This is a genomic window from Actinoplanes utahensis (assembly GCF_016862455.1).
Taxonomy (GTDB): domain Bacteria; phylum Actinomycetota; class Actinomycetes; order Mycobacteriales; family Micromonosporaceae; genus Actinoplanes; species Actinoplanes utahensis.
Window position 1 is genome coordinate 62,317 of record NZ_BOMZ01000042.1, and the last position, 22,231, is coordinate 84,547.

The window sequence follows — 22,231 nt, forward strand, 5'->3', positions numbered from 1 at the left end:
TCCGCGCTTTCGGCCACCGGTCCGGATGCGGGGCGGCGAAGAGCCGGCCGGCCCGGCTCGCCGTCGATGGGGGCGGATGAGGTGACGGCGATCGGGCCGGCCGGACGACATGGGGGAACGGGCGGCCGGGGGACGAGTGGCGGCCGGTGGCGGTGTCCGGCACCGGCCGCAGAGGGCCGGCCGGGAGACGAGGGCGAGCGGGCTGACCGGAGGAGGGACGAGCCGGCGGCGGAAGCTGACGAGCGCCGAACCGGTCGTCCGGACGTGACGGGCGGAAGGCTGCCGGGGTGTGGAGCGACGGCCCACCGGATCGGAAACGGCAGGGGTGCGGGAGCGATGGGGCGTGCCCTACGGCGTACGACGAAGGATCAAGCGCGGCCACCGGGGACCGAAACCTGGCGGCGGGCCAGGTCCTGGAGGATCTCGCCGGTGGAGGACGTGCCGAAACGCGTCACGCCGACCGCGGTCATCGCCATGATCGCGTCCAGGGTCCGGACGCCGCCGGAGGCCTTGACCTGCACCTTCGCCGATACGGCGGAGCGCATCAGGGCGAGGTCGTCGATGGTGGCACCCTTGGGCGCGAAGCCGGTGGAGGTCTTCACGAACGCCGCCCCGGCCCGCTCGGCGGCCCAGCAGGCGGCGAGTTTCTGCTCGTCGGTGAGGTACGCGGTCTCGAGGATGACCTTCACGTGCGCGGTGCCGGCGGCCTTCACGATCATGCCGATCTCGTGCTCGACGGCGGCGATGTCGCCGGAGCGCAGCCACCCGATGTTGAGCACCATGTCGATCTCCTTGGCGCCCTGGTGCACCGCGAGCTCGGTCTCGGCGACCTTGATCTCGGTGGCGGAGTCGCCGTGCGGGAACCCGATCACCGTGCCGACGGCGACGTTGGTGCCGCGCAGCAGGTCGACGGCGACGCTGACGTCGCAGGGACGGACACAGACCGAGGCGACGTCGTACTTCTTGGCGATCGCGCAGCCTTCGCGCACGTCCTCGAGGGTGAACTCGGGCCGGAGGATGGAGTGGTCGATCATCTTCGCGATCTGCGGCACGGTGAAGTTCATGGCACCGGACCTTAGCTGTCTAGACAGGTAGCTGTCTAGACAGGTTGTAGGATCTGTAAGGTGAGCGGCATGTCCGGGGACCCCGATTTCGCGCCGCGCTACTTCCGCATCGAACAGACGCTGCGCGCGCTCATCGCCAAGTCCCGCCCGCACGACCCGCTGCCGTCGGAGCCGGAGCTGGCCCGGGAGCACGGCGTCAGCCGGATGACCGCCCGCGCCGCGGTGACGCAGCTGGTCAACGACGGTCTGGCCTACCGGGCGCCGGGCCGCGGCACGTTCGTCGCCGTCCCCAGCGGCCCGCGCCGCGCCGACCATCTGATCCGGCTCAGCGAGGAGATCCGCAAGCAGGGCAAACGGCCGTGGGCCAAGGTGGTGGTGGCCGAGGTGCGGCAGCCGACCACGATGGAGGCGACCCGGCTGCGGCTGCGCAAGGGCGACGTCTACGCCATCCACCGGGTGCGGTTCGCCGACGAGGAGCCGATCGCGTTCGAGCGGGCGATGTACCCCGGCACCATCCCCGGCCTGCTCGACTTCGACCTGTCGAAATCGGTGCACGAGGCGCTGGTCGCGATCGGTCACACCCCGGTCCGCGGCACCGCGACGATCGGCGCACAGCAGGCGACCGAGGAGGACGCCCGCGAGCTCGGCGTCCCGGTCGGCTCGGCCCTGCTGGTCGAGGAACGCCTCATCCTCGACCAGCACGAACGCCCTCTCGAACTCAGCGAGTCACGGTACGCGGGCGACCGCTACCGCCTCGACGTCGCCTTCGGTGTCGAGCCACTGATCCAGTAGGTCCCGTCGGGTCGCCGGCCAGCAGGCTCCATCGGGTCTCTGGTCAACAGATTCCGTCGGATCGCCGGTCAGCAGGCTCCGTCGAGTCGCCGGTCAGCAGGCTCCGTCGGATCGTTGGTCAGCGGGATCCCGTCGAGTCGCTGGTTCAGCAGGTGCAGCGGGGCCGCCCGTACCCCCGCCGCGTCCAGGGCGTCCCAGTAGGCGGCCGCGTGCGCCGCCTCCACCGGCCCGGTGACCAGCGGCAGACCCGGTACCGCGGCATGCAGCAGCGACTCCATCCGGCACGACGCGATCGCCCCCGGCAGCCCCACCACGACCGGCGGCAGCCCGTCAGCGACCGTGCTGTCGACAAGCCCGCAGTCGAGCAGCCCACCGCCGACGATCAGAACGTCACCGCGTTCCCGCATCCGGGCCAGCGCCCGCCCGGTGTCGAAGCAGTGCGGGAACGAGTCGTCGACCACGATCGTCCCGGGCCGCAGCCGCTCCACGTCCAGGGTGGACGCCCCACCACTGGTCGCGGCCACGATCAGATCCGCCCGGTACACGTCGTCCTGCGCCGTCGCCCCCACCTGCGCCGTCACCCCGGCTTGCGCCCCGATCTCCGCCGCGAGTTCTCTCAGCCGGGCCGCCGCCGACGGCAGGTCGCACAGGATCAGCCCCGCCGGCTTCTCCCCGGACCGCGCCAGCAGCAGCCGCAACGCCGACGTCCCGATCGACCCCACCCCCAGGATCGCGACGACACTGTCCCGCAGCCGCCGCCCGTTCGCCGCCAGCGCGGCGTGGACGGTGCGCACGACGGCTGCCGCGGTGACCGCATGGCCGCTGGTCAGGCCGACCCCGTTGCGGAGGTACGGGGAAACCGCCGCGCCGAACCCCGTACGCGCCGGAATCATCCCCGCCAACGAGACGGTCCGCGCCCCGAGACCCGCCGCCAGGTCCACCGCCGCCGCCGTCTCCCGCGCGAGCCCCGCCCGCCCCAGCTCGTCCGCGAACCGTGGCAACGCCACGAACCCCGACCGCCCCAACGACGTACCCACCACCTCCAGCAGCCGCGCTTCCCCGTCCGGGAACAGCAGCCCCCGCAGCCCTTCACGGTCCAGCCCCGGCAGCATCCGCCGCACACTCTCCGGCAGCCCCACGGCAAGCCCGCCCAGCTGCTTCGGCCCCGGCAGATACCCCACCAGCCCGGCATCCACCGCCGACCCCGCGCCGCCCCAGACGTCACGGCGCGTGCCGCGCGCCACTCCACCAGCGATCTTGGACGATCCACCACCGGAAACGATGGTCGATCGTTCAAGATCCGCAGCAAGGGTGGCAGGCACGGGCACCAGCCCGGGCGCGGGCGCGGGCGCGGGCGCGGGCGCGGGCGCGGGCGCGGGAATGCGCGCGCCGCGCGCCGCGTCGTCGGCGGCAGCGGCAGCGGCAGCGGCAGCGGCAGCGGCAGCGGCAGCGATCTTGGACGATTCACCATCGGTAACGACGGTCAATCGTTCAAGATCCGCGGCGCGGGCCGCGCCCGCGGACGCAAGCGCAGGTCCGGACGCAAGGGCTGAGATGCGCGCGCCGCGCGCCTCGACATCGGCGATCTTGGACGATTCACCATCGGAAGCGGTGGTCAATCGTTCAAGATCCGCGGGCGCAGGTCCGGAACCGGGCGCAGACCCGGGCGCGGGCGCAGACGCAAGGATGCGCGAGCCACGCGCCGCAACACCGGCGATCTTGGACGATTCACCATCCGAAACGGAGGCCAATCGTTCAAGATCCGCGGGCGCGGGGGCAGGCCCAGGCGCGGGCCCAGGCGCGGGGGCAGGCCCAGGCGCGGGGGCAGGCGCGGAAGCGGGCGCGGAAGCGGGCGCGGGCGCGGGCGTAGGCGCGGGGGCGGAAGCGGGCGCGGGGCCAGGCGCGGGCGCAGGCGCGGGGGCGGAAGCGGGGATGCGCGAGCCACGCGCCGCAACACCGGCGATCTTGGACGATTGGCCATGGGGAGCGGTGGTCAATCGTTCAAGATGTGCGGCTAGGGCGGTGAGTGCGGGCGCGGGGATGCGGGCGCGCAGCGTCATGCGCAGGCCGCCGTTGTCGACGGGGCGGACGGCGAGCAGGATGTCGGTGCCGGGTGGGACGGCCAGTTCGGCGTCGCTGTCGTCCCAGGTCAGCCGCAGATTCCTGCCCTGAGCCGAACCCAGGGCGCCGAAGTCCAGGTAGGTGAAGAAGTACTGCCAGCCGTACGGCGCGGTGAACGTCCGGCCGCGCGCCGCGGTGACCGCCGCCGCCACCTCGGCCAGGCTCGCCTCGGGCCCGGGCCGGACCGCGACCGCCGTCGCGCACGGCCCGAACAGACGGCCCACATCCGGGAGCGCATGATCGCGTCCGGTCACGGCGACGCCGATCACCGGATCGGTACGGTGCGTCGCCGCGGCCAGCGCCCGGTGATAGGCCGCGAGCACCGGCGCGAACGGTGTGGTTCCCGCCGCCGTGGCCCGCTCGCGCAGTGCGGTGACATGCTCCGGGCCGACCGTGAACCCGGCGGTGGTGATCTCCCCGCCGGCCGCCGGCCCACCGTCGTGCGGCGCCACTTCCGGGGTGTGCCCGTCGAGCAGGGCCACATAGTCCCGGAACGTCGACCGCAGCGGCGGGAGCGGAGTTCCGTCGTAGGCGGCGAGCAGTTCCCGCATGAGCAGCGCGACGCTGTAGCCGTCGCCGATGAGGTGGTGCGCGTGGGTCAGCAGCACGTGCTCGCCCGGGCCGTAGCGCAGCAGCCGCAACCGGACCAGCGGCCACTGTGCGGGGTCGAAGCGGTGTTCCCGTTCCGCCGCCAGTTCCTCGCCGAGCGGGCGCGGTTCCGGTTCGTAGCCGACGGTCAGGCGGACCGGATGAATCTCCCGCTGGACGGGTGGCCGGACGCCGGCCGGAAAGACGGTCCGGAGCATCGGATGCCGCTGGACCAGCACGTCGACGGCCTGCTGAAAGCGTTCCGGGTCGAGCGGCCCGTGCAGGCGTGGCGCGGCCAGCCAGGTCGGCGCCCTCCCGATCGCGTCGGCGAGCAGGAATCCGCGCTGGGTGAGGCTGACCGGGTACTCGGCACCGACCGGCCTCGAGCCGTCGGCGGGCTGGCCGAATCCGGCGGCTCCAACAAGCCCAGCGGCTTCAGCAGGTCCAACTGGCGCAGCGGCTCCAGCAGGTCCAAGAGCTTCAGCAGGTCCACCAGGCCCCGCGGCTCCAGCAGGTCCAACTGGCCCAGCAAGACCAACCGGCCCAGCCGGTTCAGCAGGTCCAACAGGCACAGCCGGTTCAGCCGGTTCAGCCGGTCCACCGGGTTCGGTGGGTTCAGCGGATTCGGTGGGTTGAGCGGGTTCGGTGGGTTGAGCGGATTCGGTGGGTTCAGCGGATTCGGTGGGTTCAGCGGGTTCGGTGGGTTCAGCTGGGTCAGCCGGTTCTGTGGGTCCAGCGGGTTCGGTGGGGTCGGTGGGGTCGGTGGGGTCGGTGGGGTCGGTGGGGTCGGTGGAGAGGGTGTCGATGGCGGCGGCGAGGGCGGCGACCGTACGCCGCCGGTAGAGAACCGTGGGCCGCGGCAGGGCCGTGCGGTGCTCGCTCAACAGCGTGAACAGCTCCAGCACGGCAATGGAATCTCCGCCCAGGGCGAAGAAGTCGTCGTCCCGGCCGACCTCCGGCACGTCGAGCAACCGTCGCCACAGCTCGGCGAGCAGCCGTTCGGTGTCCGTGACCGGCGCGGTCCCTCGCGTGGCGGCGGACACCGCGAAGCCCGGTGTGACCGCCCGTCCGGCGGGGACCGGGGCGGCTCGGAGGGCCGCCCGGTCGATCTTGCCGGTGGTGGTGAGCGGCAGCTCCGGGACCACGGTGATCCGGGCGGGCACCAGATGGTCGGGGAGCAGCGTCGCCAGGTGGGCACGCAGCGCGGGGCCGTCCACCGACGACGACTGGGCCCAGGCCGCGAGCCGCCCCCGGTCGGCGAGGACGACGGCCTGCCCGACCGCCGGATGCTGCCGCAGCACCGCTTCCACCTCGCCCGGCTCGATCCGGTAACCGTGGAGTTTCACCTGGTCATCGGCTCGCCCACGGAACCACAGCACCCCGTCGGCGTCGCGGGCGCCGAGGTCGCCGCTGCGGTACCAGCGCTGCCCGTCGCGTATCACGAACTTCTCCGCCGTCTGTTCCGGGTCGTCGAGGTACCCGTCGGCGAGCCCGGTGCCGCCGATGTAGATCTCCCCGTCGACCACGTCGACGACCGCGCCGCCGACCGGCCGACCGATGGGGAGTCGGTCCACGTCGTCGCCCGGCCGTTCGGTGATCAGGTGCCAGGTGGCGTTGATGGTGGTCTCGGTCGGCCCGTACAGGTTGGTGATCCGCTGTTCCGGCCCGAACAGGTCGAACCAGCGCCGTACCGGGGCCGGCGACAGCTCCTCCCCGCCGACGTGCACCCACCGGAGCGGCAGGTCGGGCCGGCTCTTCTCGGCGGCGGCCAGCACCCGTTCCCACAGTGACGGGACGGAGCTCCACACCGTGACGCGGTCCCGTTCCAGGCGGGTGACGAGGAGTTCCGGGTCGCGTACCGTGTCCCGGTCCCAGGCGACCACTGTCGCTCCGACCAGCAACGGTGCCAGCAGTTGCCGCACCGAGGCGTCGAAACAGATGGACGCGGTCTGCGCGAGCCGGTCGCCGGCCCGGTAGCCGAAGGCTTCGATCGCCCAGTCCAGGTAGTTCGTCATCGCGCGGTGGCTGACCGGGACGCCTTTCGGGCGCCCGGTCGACCCGGACGTGAAGATGACGTACGCGGTGTCCCCAGGCCCGGTCCGCACCGGCGGCGGCGCACCCGTTCCGGCCTCACCCACGTCGACCAGCGTGAACCCGGCGCCGAGCGCTTCCGCTCCCGCCCGCGAACCCGGATCGCAGACGACCGTGTCCACCCCGGCCCGGCTCAGCTGACTCGCCACCCGGGCCGGCGGGTGCGCCGCGTCGGCCGGCACCCAGGCGGCACCGGCTTTGAGGATGCCGGCCAGGCCGACGACGGTCGCCGCGCCCGGGCCGGTGAGCAGCCCGATCCGGCCCGCCGGCCGCTGTGCGATCCCGGTCAGCCGGGTAGCGAGCCGGTCCGACGCCTCGTCCATCTCGCGGTAGGTCAGCGGTACGCCGTCGGTCAGCACCGCGATCCCGTCCGGCGTACGCCTGGCCTGCTCCCGGATCCGCTCGGCCACCGGCGTCCCCCGGTCCCCCGCCAGCGTGGTGATCTCGGCCAGGTGCTCGCCGGCGAGCCGTTCCACCGTCGCCCGGTGGAAGAGTCCTTCCGGATAGTTCCACGAGAAGTGCAGTGTCCCGTGCGCCTCGAAGCAGACCAGCCCGAGCCGGGTCGCCGCCGACGCCGTGCCCGCCGTCGTGACCAGCACGTTCGCTCCGGTGACGCCGGTACCCGGGAACCGCGCGAAACTGAAGCCGGCGGGGCTCGCCGTCCGCGGTCCGGCGTCGTCGGCGGCCAGCATCCGGGCCAGGTCCACCGTGGACACGCTGCCGTGCCGTTCCGCCTCCAGCCACCGGTCCCGCAACCGGGCGGCCAGCTCCACCGCCGTCTCCCCGGCCCGCACCTCGGCCAGGACCGGCAGGGTGTCCGCGAACGGCCCGATCATCCGCTCCACCTCTGGCAGCCGAGCCTCCCGCCCGGCCCGCGCCACCGAGACGGGCACGGTCTCCTGCCCGCTCCACCGCGCCAGGCAGCGCGCATATCCCGCCAGCAGCAGGTGGAAGAGCGAGACTCCGGCCTGCCTGGCCTGCGCGGTCAGCGCACGGCTCGCCTCCACCGGGAGAACCCTCTGGTGTACGCCGTACGGCCCTCGCGGCTCCGCCCCGGCGTCCCCGTCGAACGGCAGCTCCAGCCGCGGGTATCCGGCCAGCTGCGCCCGCCAGTAGCCGACATCGGCCGTGGCCGGCCCGCTCTGTCGGGCCGCATGGTCGGTGAACGTCGCCTGCGGGGCAGCCGTCGACGGCTCCCCGCGGTACAGCGCCCACAGCTCGTCGCCGAGGACCGCGAGGCTGAACCCGTCCGCGGCCGCGTGATGCACCACGACCACGAGGTACGCGAGTTCCGGACCGGCCGTCGCGAGCACCGCCCGGACCGGCGCCTCGTGTTCCAGGTCGAACGGCCGGTTCCGCAGCTGCCGGTCCAGCTCCTCGATGGAAGCCACCGGATCCGGTTCCCCGGCTTCCGCCGGGCCGGGCGGACCGGACGGCCGCGTCAGGTCGACCACGGTGAGCCGGCCGGGCCGTCCGCTGCCCGGCGCCTCGAACCACTGGCCGGCCGGACCGATCCGCACGCGCAGCATCGGATGCCGCCGCTCCAGCTCGGCGAAGACGGACGCCAGCCGCCCGGCGTCGACCGGCCCGGCGAGGGTCTGCCGGACATAGGCGTACGCCCGGGTCTCCGGATAGAGCCGGCCGTTCGTGACGAAGGCGCGCTGCACCGGGCTCAACGGGTACCGCACCGGTGGTGCCGTCAGGCGCGCGGCGAGCTCCTCGATCGTGCGGCACTCGAAGAACAGCGTCGTCGGCAGGTCCCGCCCGAGGCGCTTCTCCAGCTCCTTGACCAGGTCCACCGCCGTCAGCGAGTCCAGCCCCATCACCAGGAACGGCTCGTCGGAACCGATGCTGCCCGGCTGGCGGCCGAGTGGTCCGGCGAGCAGTTCCCGCACCACCGCGACCAGCTCGGCCCGGTCCCACGCGGGAACCGGCTCGTCGTCCGCCATATCCGGTCCGCCGTCCGCCATACGCGGTGTGTCCGCCCCTGAGCGCCCGGCCACCGCACCGGCGACCGGTAGGGCCGGGCCTGCGGTGGGCCGCTCGGCACCCGCACCCGTCCCCCGATGGCCTCCGGCGGAACGTGCGGACGGACGGACGAGCACCTGCGCGGCGCCTGTCCCGGCAGCCGCCCAGAGCACCTCCGGCAATCGATCGATCGGCAGTCCGTCACGCATGGCCGCATGCGCGGTGGCGAGCCCACCGCCGAGCAGCGCCGGCAGGCCGACCGACACGAACGGGCGCCCGGCCGCGCGCTGGGCCGCCGCGAAAGCGTCCAGGAAGACGTTGCCGGCAACGTAGTCACCGACCGCGCCGGCCAGTCCCGGAACCGCCGCCGAGATCGACGACAGGGCGACGACGAGGGGGCGCCGGTCGCCGAGGGCTTCGGTGAGCAGTGCCGTGCCCCGTACCTTGGCGGCCGTTCCGGCCTCGGCCTCGTCCGGCGTCTTCCGGCGCAGACTGCCCGGCCGCACCATCCCCGCCGCCTGCACGACGACGTCGAAGTCGCGCCCGTCGAGCAGGGCGTGCACGTCCCGTTCGACGGTCACGTCCGCCACCCGGTATTCGGCGGACGCCCCGAGCTCCCGCAGCTCGCGCAGGAGGGCGACCGGTTCCGCGGAACGCCCGGCCAGCAGGAGTCGCGGCCGGCCCCGGCGAGCCAGGTCGCGGGCGATCTCCGCGCCCGCCGCCCCCGCGCCCCCGATCAGCAGATAGCTGCCGTCCGGCGGCGGAACGAGCGGGTCGCCGCCGGTCACCGGCGTGAACGACCGGGTCAGCCGCCGCCCGCCCCGCCAGGCGACGATCTGCGCCGGGCCGGCCTGCGGAGGGTAGGCGACCTCCTCCTGGACGGCCGCCCGCCGTTCCTCCTCCGAGTCGTCCGAGGACAGGTCGACGACCCGTACCCCAGCCGAGGGGTTCTCGTCCGCGAACGCCATGCCCAGCCCGGCCCAGACGGCATGCCGGGCATCCGGGCGCTCCGCCCCTGTCGCCCATAGATCGCGCGTGACGATCAGCAGAGGCCCGTCCGCCGGGACCGCGGTGATCGCCGACAGCGCGGCCGCCGCATCCCCGGTCCCGGCCGTCACCACCGCCACCACGGGATCGCGGCTCTCCGCCGGCGCCCGGCCCTCCACCCCGGCCGCGGGGAGGGGCCGTCCGCTCGGCGGCGCCGTGGCCGCGTTGCCTGCCGAACGAGAACGGTCGTCCCCGGCAGGCGCACCACCCGGCACCATGCCCGCGGTGGACTCGGGCGCCGGGACACGCGAACCGCCGTCCGGCACGAGACCAGTGGCCGGAGTGGCAGCCGGACGGTGCGAACCACCGCCCGGCGGATGCTGACCGTCGGGCACGAGAGCCACGGAGAGGGCGGCTGACGGGGCCGGAAGTGGGACCTCGGTCCAGATCGGAACGGCGAGAGCCGGCCGCGGCGGATCACCGATCCAGAAGCGGCGCCGCTGGAACGGGTAGGTGGGAACCTCGACACGGCGGGTGCCGTGATCGAGCCGGGTCCGGTCCAGGTGGGCACCCCGCGTCCACAGAGCACCGGCGGTGGCCAGCAGCGCGGAGGCGCCCACACCCGCCGGCCGGGCAACCGTCTCAGGGGCGGAGGAGGACGTGGTGGAGGAAGCCGGTCGGCGGGCCCCTCGCCGTACGAAAGCGGAAAGGGTGTCCGCCCCGCCCATCTCCACCATCGTGTCGAAGCCGGCGGCGCGGAGCCCGGCGGCGGCGGCGGCGAACCGGACCGGACGCACGGCGTGCGCGGCCAGGTAGGACGCGTCGAAGGCCGGGTTCCAGTCGGTGGTCACGGTGCTGATCAGCGGAATCGTCGCCGTCCGGTACGCGGGTGCGAACGCGCCGAGCGGCTCGGTGATCGGCTGCATGGCCGGGGAGTGGAAGGCATGCGACACCGCGAGCCGGCGGGTCGCCACACCCCGGGCGGCCAGCCAGGACTCCGCGTCACCGATCGCTTCCGGGGACCCGGAGAGGACGATGCGGTCAGCGGCGTTCTCCGCAGCGACCGTCAACCCGGCGGCGTTCTCAGCGGCGACCGTCGACCCGGCACCGTCCTCCGCGGCGACCGTCAACCCGGCGGCGTTCTCAGCGGCGACCGTCGACCCGGCACCGTTTTCAGCGGCGACCGTCAACCCGGCGGGGAGCATTCCGGCCACGTCGGCGGCGGTGGCGGCCACGGCGAGCATCGCGCCGGGCCCGATGCGCTCGGCGGTGAGGCGGCCTCGTTCGACGGCGAGCAGCACCGCCTCGACCGGGGTCAGACGACCGGCGCAGGCGGCTGCGGCGATCTCCCCGATGCTGTGGCCGGCGACCGCGCCGGGCCGGATGCCGTAATCGGCCAGCTGCGCGGCCTGCGCCACCCCGAACGCGACGACCAGCGGCTGAGTCACCTCGGTGCGGGCCAGGTCGGCGGCGGGCACGCCCGGGTCGGTGCACCACTCGACCAGTGTGCGGCCACGGATCACGCCGGCCGCGGCGGAGACCTCGTCGAGGACCGCGCGGAACCGGGGCGCGGTGGCGTAGAGCCCGGCGCCCTGCCCGGGACGCTGGATGCCCTGCCCGCCGAAGAGGAAGGCCACCCGGGCGGGCCGTCCCGGCGGCGGGCCCGGCTCCGCCTCGGCCAGCCGCGCCGCGAGATCGTCGCCGGTCACGAGCGCGATCCGGTACGGGCCCTCGTCACGAGCGGCCGCCACCGTCGCGCACACATCCGCCACCCGTAGCCCGGGATGTGCCCGCAGGTGATTCGTCAGGTCACCGGCTGCCGCCCGCAGTGCCGTCCCCGACCGGGCCGAGAGCGTGAACAGGTGCGGCCCGCTTCCACTGCCGTCCCGGGCCGCCGGTCGGCGGCTCTCCCCGGCCCGCTCCGGTGAGCGCGGTTCCGCAGCCAGTCCTGGAGAGCCGGATACCACGACCGGCTCGGATGAGCGGGCTTCCGTGGTCCGCTCGGATGAGCGGGCTTCCGCGGTCCAGCCGGCTTCCGCGGTCCGCTGGGGTGAGCGGGCTTCCGCGGTCCGCTCGGGCACGAGGGCTTCCGTGGCTTTCTCCGGTGGGGCGGAGAGGATGACGTGGGCATTCGTGCCGCCGAAGCCGAAGCCGTTGATGCCGGCCACGTACGGTCCGGTCCAGGGCCGGTGTTCGGTGATCACCTCGAAGCCGGCGGCGGTCAGGTCGAAGCGGGGTGACGGGCGGTCGTAGTGCAGCGACGGCGGCAACTCCCGATGCTGCAGAGCCAGGACGACCTTCACCAGTGCGGGCAGGCCGGCGGCGTTCAGCAGGTGGCCGATGTTGGTCTTGACCGAGCCGAGCAGCCGCGGCTCGCCGCCGGGCCGCGGGCCGAGAGCGTGCGCCAGGGAACGCGCCTCGATCGGATCGCCGACGGCGGTTCCGGTGCCGTGGGCCTCCACGTAGGTGACGTCGGCGGGGTCGACGCCACCGTCCCGGTAGGCGTCCGCGATCACCTGTTGCTGCAGCAGTGGGTTCGGGGCCATCAGACTCAGGGATCGACCGTCGTTGTTGACCGCGGTACCCCGGACCACGGCGAGGACACGAGCGTCACCGGCGTCCGCGCGACGGGTCAGGACCAGGGCGGCACCGCCCTCCCCCGGCACGAAGCCGTCGGCGCCCGCGGCGAAGGCTCGGCAGCGGCCGGTCGGCGACAGCGCCCGGGCGTCGTGGAGCAGTTCCTCGGCGGTGGCGGTCAGGTTGAGGCTGACGCCACCGACGACGGCGACGTCACAGTCGCCGGCGGCGAGGCTGCGGCGGGCCAGATGCACGGCGACCAGAGCCGAGGAGCATGCGGTGTCGACCGCCAGAGCGGGCCCGTGCAGGTCGAGCATGTGTGACACACGCGCGGCGATCAGGTTCCGGAGTCCTCCGGTGAGCGCGTGCCCGTCCGCCGGCGTACCGTCCCGGCCGGCTGCCCGATCCGCGGCGACGAGCTCGGGGTGGCCGCTCTCCCCGACCGCGGCGAAGACGCCGATCCGCTGGGAGCGGCGGCGCAGACCCGCGTAACCGGCCCGTTCCAGGGCTTCGTGCGCCAACTCCAGGAAGATACGGGCGTGCGGGTCGAGCAGCCGGGCCTCGTCCTCCCCGATTCCGAAGAACCCGGCATCGAACAGCGTGGGATCGTCGAGGAAGGCCCCGTGGCCGCCCGGCCGGCCGGTGACGGACACGACGCTGTCCCGGCCGGCCACCAGGTTCGCCCAGAACCGCTCGGGTGTGTCCGCGTCGGGGAACCGGCACGCCATCCCGATGATCGCCAACTGCTCCCGGTCACCGGGCCGGCCGTTCGCCGGCTGCCGCCGCTCCGGCTCGTCAACGGGACGACGTTCCGCACCGATGGCGGAAGACGGCTCCGCACCGGTGGCGGAAGCATCGAGGGCGGAAGCATCGAGGGCGGAAGCATCGGGGGCGGAAGCATCGGGGGCGGGAGAAGGCTCCGGCCGGTGCTCCGGGATGGCGCCGATGGCCAGCAGCCGGTCGGCGATTTCGGGCACGGTGGCACAGTCGCGCAGCAATGACGGATCGAGGGTACGGTCGCACGCTTCCTCCAGCCCCACCAGCACTTCCATCGCGGTCAGCGACGAACCACCGATGGCCAGGAAACGGTCATGCGGGCCGATCGTCTCGGCGGGAACACGCAGCACCCCGGCCCACACCGCCCGAACGGCCAGTTCCACCTCCTGCCGTCCCGCCGGCGCACGGACCTCTTCCCGGGGCGGTACACCGACGGCGGCGGGGGCGTACGCGCTGCTAGGTGTCGGGGCGTGCGCCCGGCCAGGTGCCGGGGCCTGCACGCGGCCAGGTGCCGGGGCCTGCACGCGGCCAGGTGCCGGGGCCTGCGCGCGGCCAGGTGCCGGGGCTTGCACGTGGCCGGGGGCCGGGGCCTGCACGTGGCCGAACTCTCCCGCCGTGGCGGAGCCCTCGATGTGGTGCCGGGAGCCGGCCGCACCGGGCTCGGCAGGTGACGGAGCGGTGAGACGGTCGCGGAGGGACTGACGGCGCAGTTTGCCGCTGGTGGTTCGGGTGAAGGCACCGCTCGGCAGCACCTCGGCGGCCACGTTGTCGTAGGCCAGGGCTTCGGTGACGCGGGAACGGACGGACTCGGTGAGTCCGGCGGGATCGGGCCGGACCGCGGGAGCCGAGAGGAAGACGGCGATCCGCTCCCGGCCGGTCTCCTGATCCGTCACGCCGACCACCGCGATCGGCCCGGAGCCCAGACCCGGCGTCGCCGCGGCCACCTCCTCCAGGTCGGCGGCGTGGAAGTTGCGCCCGTTCACGAACAGCACGTCCTTGTGGCGACCGGTGACACACAACCGTCCCGCCCGCAGGAAGCCGAGGTCGCCGGTGCGCAGCCAGTCGCCGTCGCGTGCCTCCGCGGTGGTCTCCGGGTCACGGTGGTATCCGCGCGTCACGTTGGGCCCGCGTACCTGGAGGTGGCCGACGATCCCGTCCTCCAGAGGCAGCCCCTGGTCGTCGACGATGCGCAACTCACATCCCGGCACCGGGTAGCCGACATCCATGATCTCCACGACAGCGGAAGCGGTGACGGAAGCGGGGACGGAAGCGGGGACGGGAGCGGCGACGGGAGCGGGGACGGGAGCGGCGACGGCAGAACCGGGAACGGCGACAGCGGAAGCGGCGGGAGCAGCAGGCGCGGCGGGAGCCGGAGCCGGAACAGGAGCGGCGGGCGCGGGGACGGCGACGCCGCGGGACAGCGCGGCGCGGGACAGCCGGAGCGGGACCGCCGGTTCGCCGAGGGGCGGGCAGGCGACCGCGACGGTGGCTTCGGCGAGGCCGTAGACCGGCTGCATGGCGCCGGGCGCCAGCCGGGAGCGGGCCGTCAGCCGGTCGGCGAAGGTACGCCACGCGGACGGGGAGATCGGCTCGGCACCGACCATCAGGAGCCGGACGCTGCTCAGGTCGAGACCGTCGAGCACCTCGTCGGGCACTCGGCGGTTGACCAGGGACAAGGCGAAACCGGCGGCCGACAGGACGGTTCCGCGGTGCTCGGCGGCGGCGCGCAGCCAGGTCTCGGGGCGTTTCGCGAAGGTCAGCGGTGGGATGCGGACCTGGCGGCACCGGACGTACAACGGCGCGAGGTGGGTGCCGATCAACCCCATGTCGTGGAAGTACGGCATCCAGGTGACGAACACGTCGGCGCTGCTGAGCCGGCCGGCGCGGGCGGCTTGGGCCAGGTTGGCGGTCACGTTGGCGTGGGTCAGCTCGACGCCTTTGGGGTTGCCGGTGCTGCCGGAGGAGAACTGCAGGAAGGCGAGGTCGTCCGGGCGTACCGCAACGGGGGTGGGAAGTGGAAGGGCGGACCGCAGCGCGCTCGGGGACAGCGGGATGGCGCCGGGCGTCGCGGTGTCGCCGGCGATCGGCGGGTGGCCGAGGTGGCGCCAGACGGCGGCGAGGCGGCGGGGCTCGGGTGGGAGCGGCACGGGTACGGCTCCGGCGACGACGGCGCCCCAGAAGAGCCCGAGGAAGTCGGCGCTGTCGTCGGCGACGACCATGACGATGTCGCCGGCGCCGATGCCGGCGTCGCGCAGGCCGCCGCCGATGCGCAGGGCGTCGGCGAGGAGCTCGGCGTGACCGGTGAAGCGGGCGGTGCCGCCGACGTGGACCACGCCCTGACCGGGTTTCTCGGCAGCGGCCCTGGTCAGCACATCGGTCAGCGTCATGATCAAACTGTATCGGCGCGGGCGATCTCAGATGATCTTGACATCGGCCCCGGCGAACTCATGACATCTGTCATGGATGATCGCTGATACCCGCGACTGCCACCGCCTCCCGTTCTCGCGAACCATTGAGGCATGAGCACACAGACCATCGAAGTGGACGGGCTTCGCCAGCGGTACGGCGATTTCGAGGCGGTTCGGGGCATCGACTTCGAGGTTCCGGCCGGCGGGCTGTTCGCCCTCCTCGGCACGAACGGGGCCGGCAAGACGACCACGATCGAGGTGCTGGAGGGTTTCCGCAAGCCGACCGGAGGCACCGTCCGGCTGCTGGGCGCCGACCCGTGGCGGCAGCGCAAGGCTCTGCGCCCCCGGGTCGGGATCATGTTGCAGGAGAGCGGCCTGATCGGTGACCTGACCGTCGCCGAGACCGTCGACCTGTGGCGTGACCTGCACGAGCAGCCGCTGGACGCGGACGACGCCCTGAAACAGGTGGATCTGCTGGACAAGGCGGGCGTTCAGGTTCGGCAACTGTCCGGCGGGCAGAAGCGCCGCCTCGACCTGGCCCTCGCCGTCGTCGGCCGTCCCGAGGTCCTGTTCCTCGACGAGCCGACCACCGGTATGGACCCGGAGGCGCGGCTCGCCACCTGGCGGCTGATCCAGGATCTCGTCTCCGCCGGCACGACCGTGCTGCTGACCACGCACTATCTGGAGGAGGCGGAGCGCCTCGCCGACCGGATCGCGATCATGCACCGGGGTGAGATCCGGATCCTGGGGACGGTGCCGGAGGTGGTCGCCGGCCACGGTGACCGGATCACGTTCCGGGTCCCGTCGCACACGCCGATCGACACGCTGCCCCGCCTCGACGGCCTGGCTCCGGAGATCGCCGTCGCCGACGGCCTTCCGACCGCGAGCTACACGCTGTCCGGCGGTGACCCGGACGCCCGCGCCCACCGCGGTGTCGCGTCATTGGTGGCCTGGGCCGCGGAGACCGGCGTGACGCTGGACCGGCTCGCGGTCCGCCCCGCCTCCCTGGAAGACGTCTTCCTGAGCATCGTCGAGGAGACCAGATGAAGACCGAGCTCAAGCACACCGCGCGGCTGGCGCGGGTCGACCTCACCCTGATCGTGCGCAATCGCTCCGCGCTGACCAACGCGGTGCTGATGCCACTGCTGGTCACCGCCTTCCTGATCTTCTCCGTGCGGGAGCAGGGTGGGAAGGAGGAGCTCGACTACATGGTGACCGGCCAGTTCGCGGCCCTGCTCGTCTATGCCCCGCTGGTCAACCTGGCCGGCTTCTACACCTCCCGCCGCGAGGAGCTGGTGCTGAAACGGCTGCTCGGCGGGCCGGCTTCGGCGCTCGCAATCCTCGGCGGCAGCGCGCTCGGCGCCGCCGTGGTCTATCTGGTGCAGGCTCTGGCGGTCGGGGTGGCGGCGGTGGCGCTGGGCGTCGGGCTGCCGACCAATCCGCTGCTCGTGCTGGTCGCGGCGCTCGGCGGACTGGTCCTGTTCAGTCTGCTGTCGATGGCCGTCTCCGGGTTCAGTTCCAGTGGTGAGCTGGCGCAGCTGGCGACCGTACCGGTGATGTTGCTCTCCCTGATCCTCTCCCCCGTGATCGTGCCGCTCGACGCGCTCCCCGAGCAGTTGCAGCGGATCTCCGAGTTCCTGCCGATGACCCCGGTCGCCGAGGTGATCCGGGCCGGCTATCTGGGTGACGTCGTGTGGTCGGAGACGCTGCGCTCGCTGGCGGTGCTGGCGGTGTGGGTGGGTGTCGCGGCCGAACTGGCCCGGCGGTACTTCCGCTGGGATCCCCGGCGCGGCTGAAAGTTAAGGTGTTCGCCATGACCGGCGCGGTGCATCGAGCTCAACGCATCACCATGTGGAGTCTGCGCTCCAGCCTGTTCCTCGGCTGGTTCGGTGTCCTCGCCGGTGTGGGTTACTACGTCGCCGAGGACGCGGTGCAGCCGGTCCGCATCGCCGTCGCCCTTCTCGGCCTGGGGGTTTTCACCTGGTCCGGCTTCGCTCTGGCGCGCGACCTGTCGATCGGCTGGCCGAGCCGGGACCGGCGCAGCCGGTGGCACGCCGTGGCCTCCGGGGTGGCCGTCCTGGTGGTGCTGATCGCTCTGGACGCCAGCCCGGCCGGCGCCGGGCTGCTGGCGGCCGCCTGGATCAGCGTGGTCCCGGTCCGCGCCAGCCGGCCGGTGACGATCCTGCTGTCGGCCGGCACCGTCGCGGTCTGCCTGCTGGTCTACCGGTTCAACCCGGGCCTGGATCCCATCCCGCTGGCCGCGGTGGCGGTCATCTACTCGGCTCTCTGCTTCGCCCTGCCGTGGGCGAACCGGCTGTGGGTGTGGATCCTCGACCTGACCGAGCAGGCGCACGCCAGCAAGGACGCCGAGGCCCGGCTGGCGGTCACCGAGGAGCGGCTGCGGTTCGCCCGCGACCTGCACGACCTGGTCGGGCACAGCCTGTCGGTGATCGCCGTGAAGAGTGAGCTGGCCGGCAAGCTGACCACCATCGACGCCCAGCGGGCCGCCGGGGAGATGGCCGCGGTCCGCGGGCTCGCCCAGGACAGCCTGCGCCAGATCCGGGAGGCCGTCCGCGGCTACCGGGTGCTCGACCTCTCCTCGGAGGTGGCCAGTGTGCGGGCGATCCTGGAGGCCGACGGGGTGCGCTGCGACGTCGACCTGCCGGACGGTGGTGTCAGCCCGGAGGCGGCCGGCCCGCTCGCCTGGGTGGTCCGGGAGAGCGCCACGAACATCCTGCGGCACAGCAAGGCCCGCTGGTGCACGATCACGTTGCGGTCCGCGGACGGGTCCGCGGTCCTCGAGGTGATCAACGACGGGGCCGCGGAGAGCGTGCCGGGCGGCACCGGTCTCGCCGGGCTGGCGGAGCGGCTCGCCGCGGTCGGCGGCTCGCTCACCGCCCAGCCCACCGGCGACGGCCGGTTCCTGGTCCGCGCGGTCGCTCCGGCCGGTGCCGCATGATCCGAGTGCTGCTGGCCGACGACCAGCATCTGATCCGCGAGGCTCTCGCGATGATGCTGGAGTTCGAGGAGGACCTGACGGTGGTCGCGCAGTGCGGCCGCGGGGACGAGGTGGTGGCCGCGGTCGCCGCCCACGACCCGGACGTGATCGTCCTCGACATCGAGATGCCCGGCCTGGACGGCCTGTCGGTGGCCGAGCGGCTTCCCGGCCGGGCGATGCTGATCCTGAGCACGTTCGCCCGTCCCGGCTATCTGCGCCGGGCCATCGCCGCCGGGGTCCGTGGCTTCATCCCGAAGGACTCGTCCAGCGCCGAGCTGGCCTCCGCCATCCGCAAGATCCACGCCGGGGGCCGTTACCTGGACCCGGAGCTGGCGGCGTCGGCGATGATGGCCGGCGACAGCCCGCTCACCGACCGCGAACGCGACACCCTCGCCCTCGCCGCCTCCGGGCTGCCGGTCTCCGAGATCGCCGCCCAGCTGCACCTGAGCGAGGGCACGGTCCGCAACTATCTCTCCAACGCGATGACCAAGCTGGGCGCCCCGAACCGGCTCACCGCCATCAACCACGCGCAGAGAATGGGCTGGATCTGAGGGAAACGCCGGCTGGACGCCGTCCTCGCCGGCGACGAGTACTTCACCTGACGAGCACGGACTTCCCGTCGATCAAGGCTGCCCAGCCCACCGGGCTCGTGCTGGGCAGCCGCGCCGAGTGCTCAGGCGGTGATGGTCTCCCAGGAGTAACCGAGCAGCGCGAAAGCCGCTCCGAGCAGCGCCAGGTTGAGTCCACGCGTGGTGATCGGCAGCGCCGCCACGACCAGCAGGATGACGGCGATGATGTAAAGGAATCCCTGGATGGACATGTTCGCTCCTCGGGTCGGGGGTGGAGAGCGGCGTCGCTGTACCCCGAGGGCGGGAACCGCCAAACCACCCGGCCACCGCCGGGTCCGATTGCCGCCAGACTCCGCACGTGCGTGTCGACGACAGTGGACGCATGACGAACGATCTCGACGGCAGAGTGGCATTGGTGATCGGCGGGAGCCGAGGGATCGGCGCCGGCGTGGCGGCGCGGTTGGCCGAGGACGGCGCTGATGTGGTGCTGACCTTCCAGCACCGCGACGATCAGGCCGCGGTCGTGATGAAACAGATCGAGGGCTTCGGCCGCCGCGGTATGGCGCTGCAAGTCGACTGCGCCGACCCGGCGGCGGTGACCACCGCGGTGGACCGTACGGTCGCCCAGTTCGGGCGGTTGGACGTCCTGGTCAACAACGCGGCGGTGTTCTTCGTCGGGCCGGTGGAGGATCTCGGGCGGGAGGAGTTCGACCGCATGATCGCGGTCAACGTCCGCGCGCCGTTCCTCGCCTCGAAGGCCGCGGCCGGGCACATGGGTGACGGCGGGCGGATCATCACCATCGGCAGCAACATGGTGGAACGTACGGTGTTCCCGGGCTTCTCGCTGTACTCGATGAGCAAGACCGCCCTGGTGGGGCTGACGAAGGGTCTCAGCCGGGACCTCGGCCCGCGTGGCATCACCGTCAATCTGGTCAACCCCGGCCCGATCGACACCGACATGAACCCGGCTGACGGCCCGGCCGCGACAACGATCACGGGCTTCACCGCGCTCGGCCGGTACGGGACACCGGCCGAGATCGCGGCGGCGGTCGCCTATCTCGCCGGCGACGGCGCCCGGTACGTCACCGGCGCGGTGATCAACGTCGACGGCGGTTTCTCGGTCTGACGACCGGGTTCGGCGCGGTGGACGGTCACGGCGCCGGTTTGATCTCGACGGGGATGCCGTTGAGGACGCTGTTGCCGGAGAGCGGGTCGATGACCAGTTCGTCGGTGAGGACGTTGGAGTTGACGCCGGGCCTGGTCGCCGCGACGGACAGGCGGGTGCCGGGCAGGTCGTGTCCCCAGCCGTGCGGGAGGCTGACCACGCCGGGCATCACCCGGGCGGTCACCTCGACCTGTGCGATCAGGCTGCCGGCCCGTGAGGTGACCTGGGCGGCGTCGCCGTCGGCGAGGTCGAGCCGCCCGGCGTCGTCCGGGTGGATCTGCAGGGTGCAGCGGTCCCGGCCTTTGATCAGGGCCGGCACGTTGTGCATCCAGCTGTTGTTGGAGCGCAGGTGCCGCCGCCCGATCAGGACGAGGTCGTCGCGGCGCCGGTCCAAGGCGGCGAGCAGACGGGACGTCTCGGCGGCCAGTTCCGGCGGGCACAGTTCGACCTTGCCGGAGGCGGTGCGCAGCAGGTCCGGGAGGCGGGGTTGCAGCGGCCCGAGGTCGACGCCGTGCGGGTTGTCGAGCAGCTGGCGCAGGGTGAGCCCGTACGCCCCGGTCCGCAACGCCACGTCCAGCAGCCGCTCGGCCGGGTGGTCGCCGGTGATCTTATCGTGCTGGTCGGCGGGCAGCCGGGTCAGCGCCTGCCGCAGCAGGTGGTCGTGGAAGAGGGCGGGGTCGCCGTCCGGCTGCCCGGCGAGGATCAGCGACAGACGGGCCAGGATGTCGCACTCGTCGGGGGTGCCGGGGTCGCGGGGCAGGACCGGCGGGGAGTACGCCGCGAAGTTGCGCACCGACAGGGTCAGGAACGCGAAGTCGTAGTGTCCTTTACGGGTGGCGTCGGCCGGCGACAGCACCACGTCGGCGTGCCGGGTGGTCTCGTTGAGGTACGGGTCGACGCTGACCATGAAGTCGAGCCCGCCGAGCGCCCGGTCCAGCCGCCCGCTGTTGGGGGTGGACAGCACCGGGTTCCCGGCGACCGTGATCAGCGCCCGGACCTGCCCGTCGCCGGGCGTCTCGATCTCGTCGGCCAGGGTCGCGACCGGCAGTTCGCCTTTGACCTCGGGCAGGCCGCGGACCCGGCTGTGCCAGCGCCCGGTGGTCCAGCCGGTCTTCTTGCCGGGCCGTCCGGAGGTGTGCGCGGCGAGGGGGAACATCACCCCGCCGGGCCGGTCCAGGTTGCCGGTCAGCGTGTTGATCACGTCGACGAGCCAGCTGGTCAGGGTGCCGAACTCGACGGTGCACGTGCCGATCCGGCCGTAGACGGCCGCGGTGGGCGCGGCGGCCAGCTCCCGGGCGAGCCGTCGGATCCGGTCGGCGGGGATCCCGCAGACATCGGCGACCGCGTCCGGGGTGAAGGCCACGGCGAGGTCGCGGACCTCCGGAACGCCTGCCACATGCTCCGGGACGTCGAGCAGATCCTCGCCGAAGAGGACGTGCACGATGGCGAACAGCAGGTACGCGTCCGCACCCGGCCGGATGTAGAGGTGCTCGTCGGCGTGCTCGGCGGTCCGGGTGCGGCGCGGGTCGACCACCACGAACCGCCCGCCCCGCGCCTGGATCGCCTTCAGCCGGCCCGGGAAGTCGGCGGCCGTGGCCAGGCTGCCGTTCGACTCCCACGGGTTGGCGCCGAGGACGAGCAGGAAGTCGGTGCGGTCCAGATCGGGGACCGGGATCAGGTTCGGGTTGCCGAACATGAAGCCGCACGAGACGTGTTTGGGCATCTGGTCGACCGTGCTGGCCGAGTAGACGTTCCGGCTGCCCAGCGTCCTGATCAGCGGAGGGACGTAAAGGCCGCCGGACATGGTGTGGGCGTTCGGGTTGCCGAGGTAGAGGGCGACGGCGTCGGGCCCGTACGTCTCGAGAACGGGCCGCAACCCGGCGCGGACCGCGGCGAAGGCGTCCTCCCAGCTCGCCTCCTCGCCGTTGACCAGCGGCGAGCGGAGCCGGTCCGGATCGTCGACGAGCTGCCCGAACGTCGCGCCTTTCGGGCAGACGAACCCGTGGCTGAAGACGTGCTCACGGTCGCCGCGGGCCGCCGTCACCCGGTCGCCGTCGACGGTCAGCGCCAGGCCGCAGGCGGCCTCGCAGAGCGGGCATGTTCGATACGCGGTCCGCACGGTGAGC

10 protein-coding genes are annotated in these 22,231 nt (G+C 73.1%); 6 read left to right on the plus strand and 4 right to left on the minus strand.

Annotated features, from left to right (window positions below; genetic code table 11):
* Positions 1-368: 368 nt before the first annotated feature.
* The gene (gene deoC, locus Aut01nite_RS15570) at positions 369-1,064 is read right to left on the minus strand and encodes a deoxyribose-phosphate aldolase (RefSeq protein ID WP_043531945.1); all 696 of its coding nucleotides are present in this window, start codon (positions 1,062-1,064) and stop codon (positions 369-371) included.
* A 69-nt stretch (positions 1,065-1,133) separates the two neighbouring features.
* On the opposite strand from deoC, the gene Aut01nite_RS15575 reads away from it, so the two are divergent.
* Positions 1,134-1,856: a GntR family transcriptional regulator gene (locus Aut01nite_RS15575; RefSeq protein WP_043531947.1), complete on the plus strand. Its 723-nt coding sequence runs from the start codon at positions 1,134-1,136 to the stop codon at positions 1,854-1,856.
* 68 nt (positions 1,857-1,924) lie between these two features.
* Here the strand turns inward: Aut01nite_RS15575 and Aut01nite_RS15580 are convergent, their stop codons facing one another.
* The gene (locus tag Aut01nite_RS15580; protein ID WP_204037545.1) at positions 1,925-15,352 is read right to left on the minus strand and encodes a non-ribosomal peptide synthetase/type I polyketide synthase; all 13,428 of its coding nucleotides are present in this window, start codon (positions 15,350-15,352) and stop codon (positions 1,925-1,927) included.
* Between the two features lie 132 nt (positions 15,353-15,484).
* On the opposite strand from Aut01nite_RS15580, the gene Aut01nite_RS15585 reads away from it, so the two are divergent.
* The 4 genes from Aut01nite_RS15585 to Aut01nite_RS15600 are packed head-to-tail and all read left to right on the plus strand — an operon-like array spanning position 15,485 to position 18,922.
* Complete coding sequence (locus Aut01nite_RS15585; protein WP_043531949.1) at positions 15,485-16,420, plus strand: ABC transporter ATP-binding protein; 936 nt, start codon at positions 15,485-15,487, stop codon at positions 16,418-16,420.
* On the plus strand, positions 16,417-17,169 hold the full coding sequence (locus tag Aut01nite_RS15590; RefSeq protein WP_043531951.1) for an ABC transporter permease: 753 nt from the start codon (positions 16,417-16,419) through the stop codon (positions 17,167-17,169). Before Aut01nite_RS15585 ends, Aut01nite_RS15590 begins: the two co-directional genes overlap by 4 nt.
* A 17-nt stretch (positions 17,170-17,186) precedes the next feature.
* Positions 17,187-18,332 (plus strand): sensor histidine kinase, encoded by a 1,146-nt coding sequence (locus Aut01nite_RS15595; RefSeq protein WP_152629071.1) that lies wholly within the window; start codon positions 17,187-17,189, stop codon positions 18,330-18,332.
* On the plus strand, positions 18,329-18,922 hold the full coding sequence (locus tag Aut01nite_RS15600; protein WP_043531953.1) for a response regulator transcription factor: 594 nt from the start codon (positions 18,329-18,331) through the stop codon (positions 18,920-18,922). The genes Aut01nite_RS15595 and Aut01nite_RS15600 overlap by 4 nt, the downstream gene beginning before the upstream one ends.
* A 122-nt stretch (positions 18,923-19,044) precedes the next feature.
* Here Aut01nite_RS15600 and Aut01nite_RS15605 read toward each other — a convergent pair whose 3' ends face one another.
* Positions 19,045-19,191 (minus strand): hypothetical protein, encoded by a 147-nt coding sequence (locus Aut01nite_RS15605; protein ID WP_173476737.1) that lies wholly within the window; start codon positions 19,189-19,191, stop codon positions 19,045-19,047.
* A 131-nt stretch (positions 19,192-19,322) separates the two neighbouring features.
* Here Aut01nite_RS15605 and Aut01nite_RS15610 point away from each other — a divergent pair, with 131 nt between their 5' ends.
* Positions 19,323-20,066, plus strand: coding sequence for an SDR family NAD(P)-dependent oxidoreductase (locus Aut01nite_RS15610; RefSeq protein ID WP_043531954.1), 744 nt, complete (start codon positions 19,323-19,325; stop codon positions 20,064-20,066).
* A 25-nt stretch (positions 20,067-20,091) separates the two neighbouring features.
* Here the strand turns inward: Aut01nite_RS15610 and Aut01nite_RS15615 are convergent, their stop codons facing one another.
* The gene (locus Aut01nite_RS15615; RefSeq protein WP_201775629.1) at positions 20,092-22,224 is read right to left on the minus strand and encodes a molybdopterin oxidoreductase family protein; all 2,133 of its coding nucleotides are present in this window, start codon (positions 22,222-22,224) and stop codon (positions 20,092-20,094) included.
* Positions 22,225-22,231 lie beyond the last annotated feature (7 nt).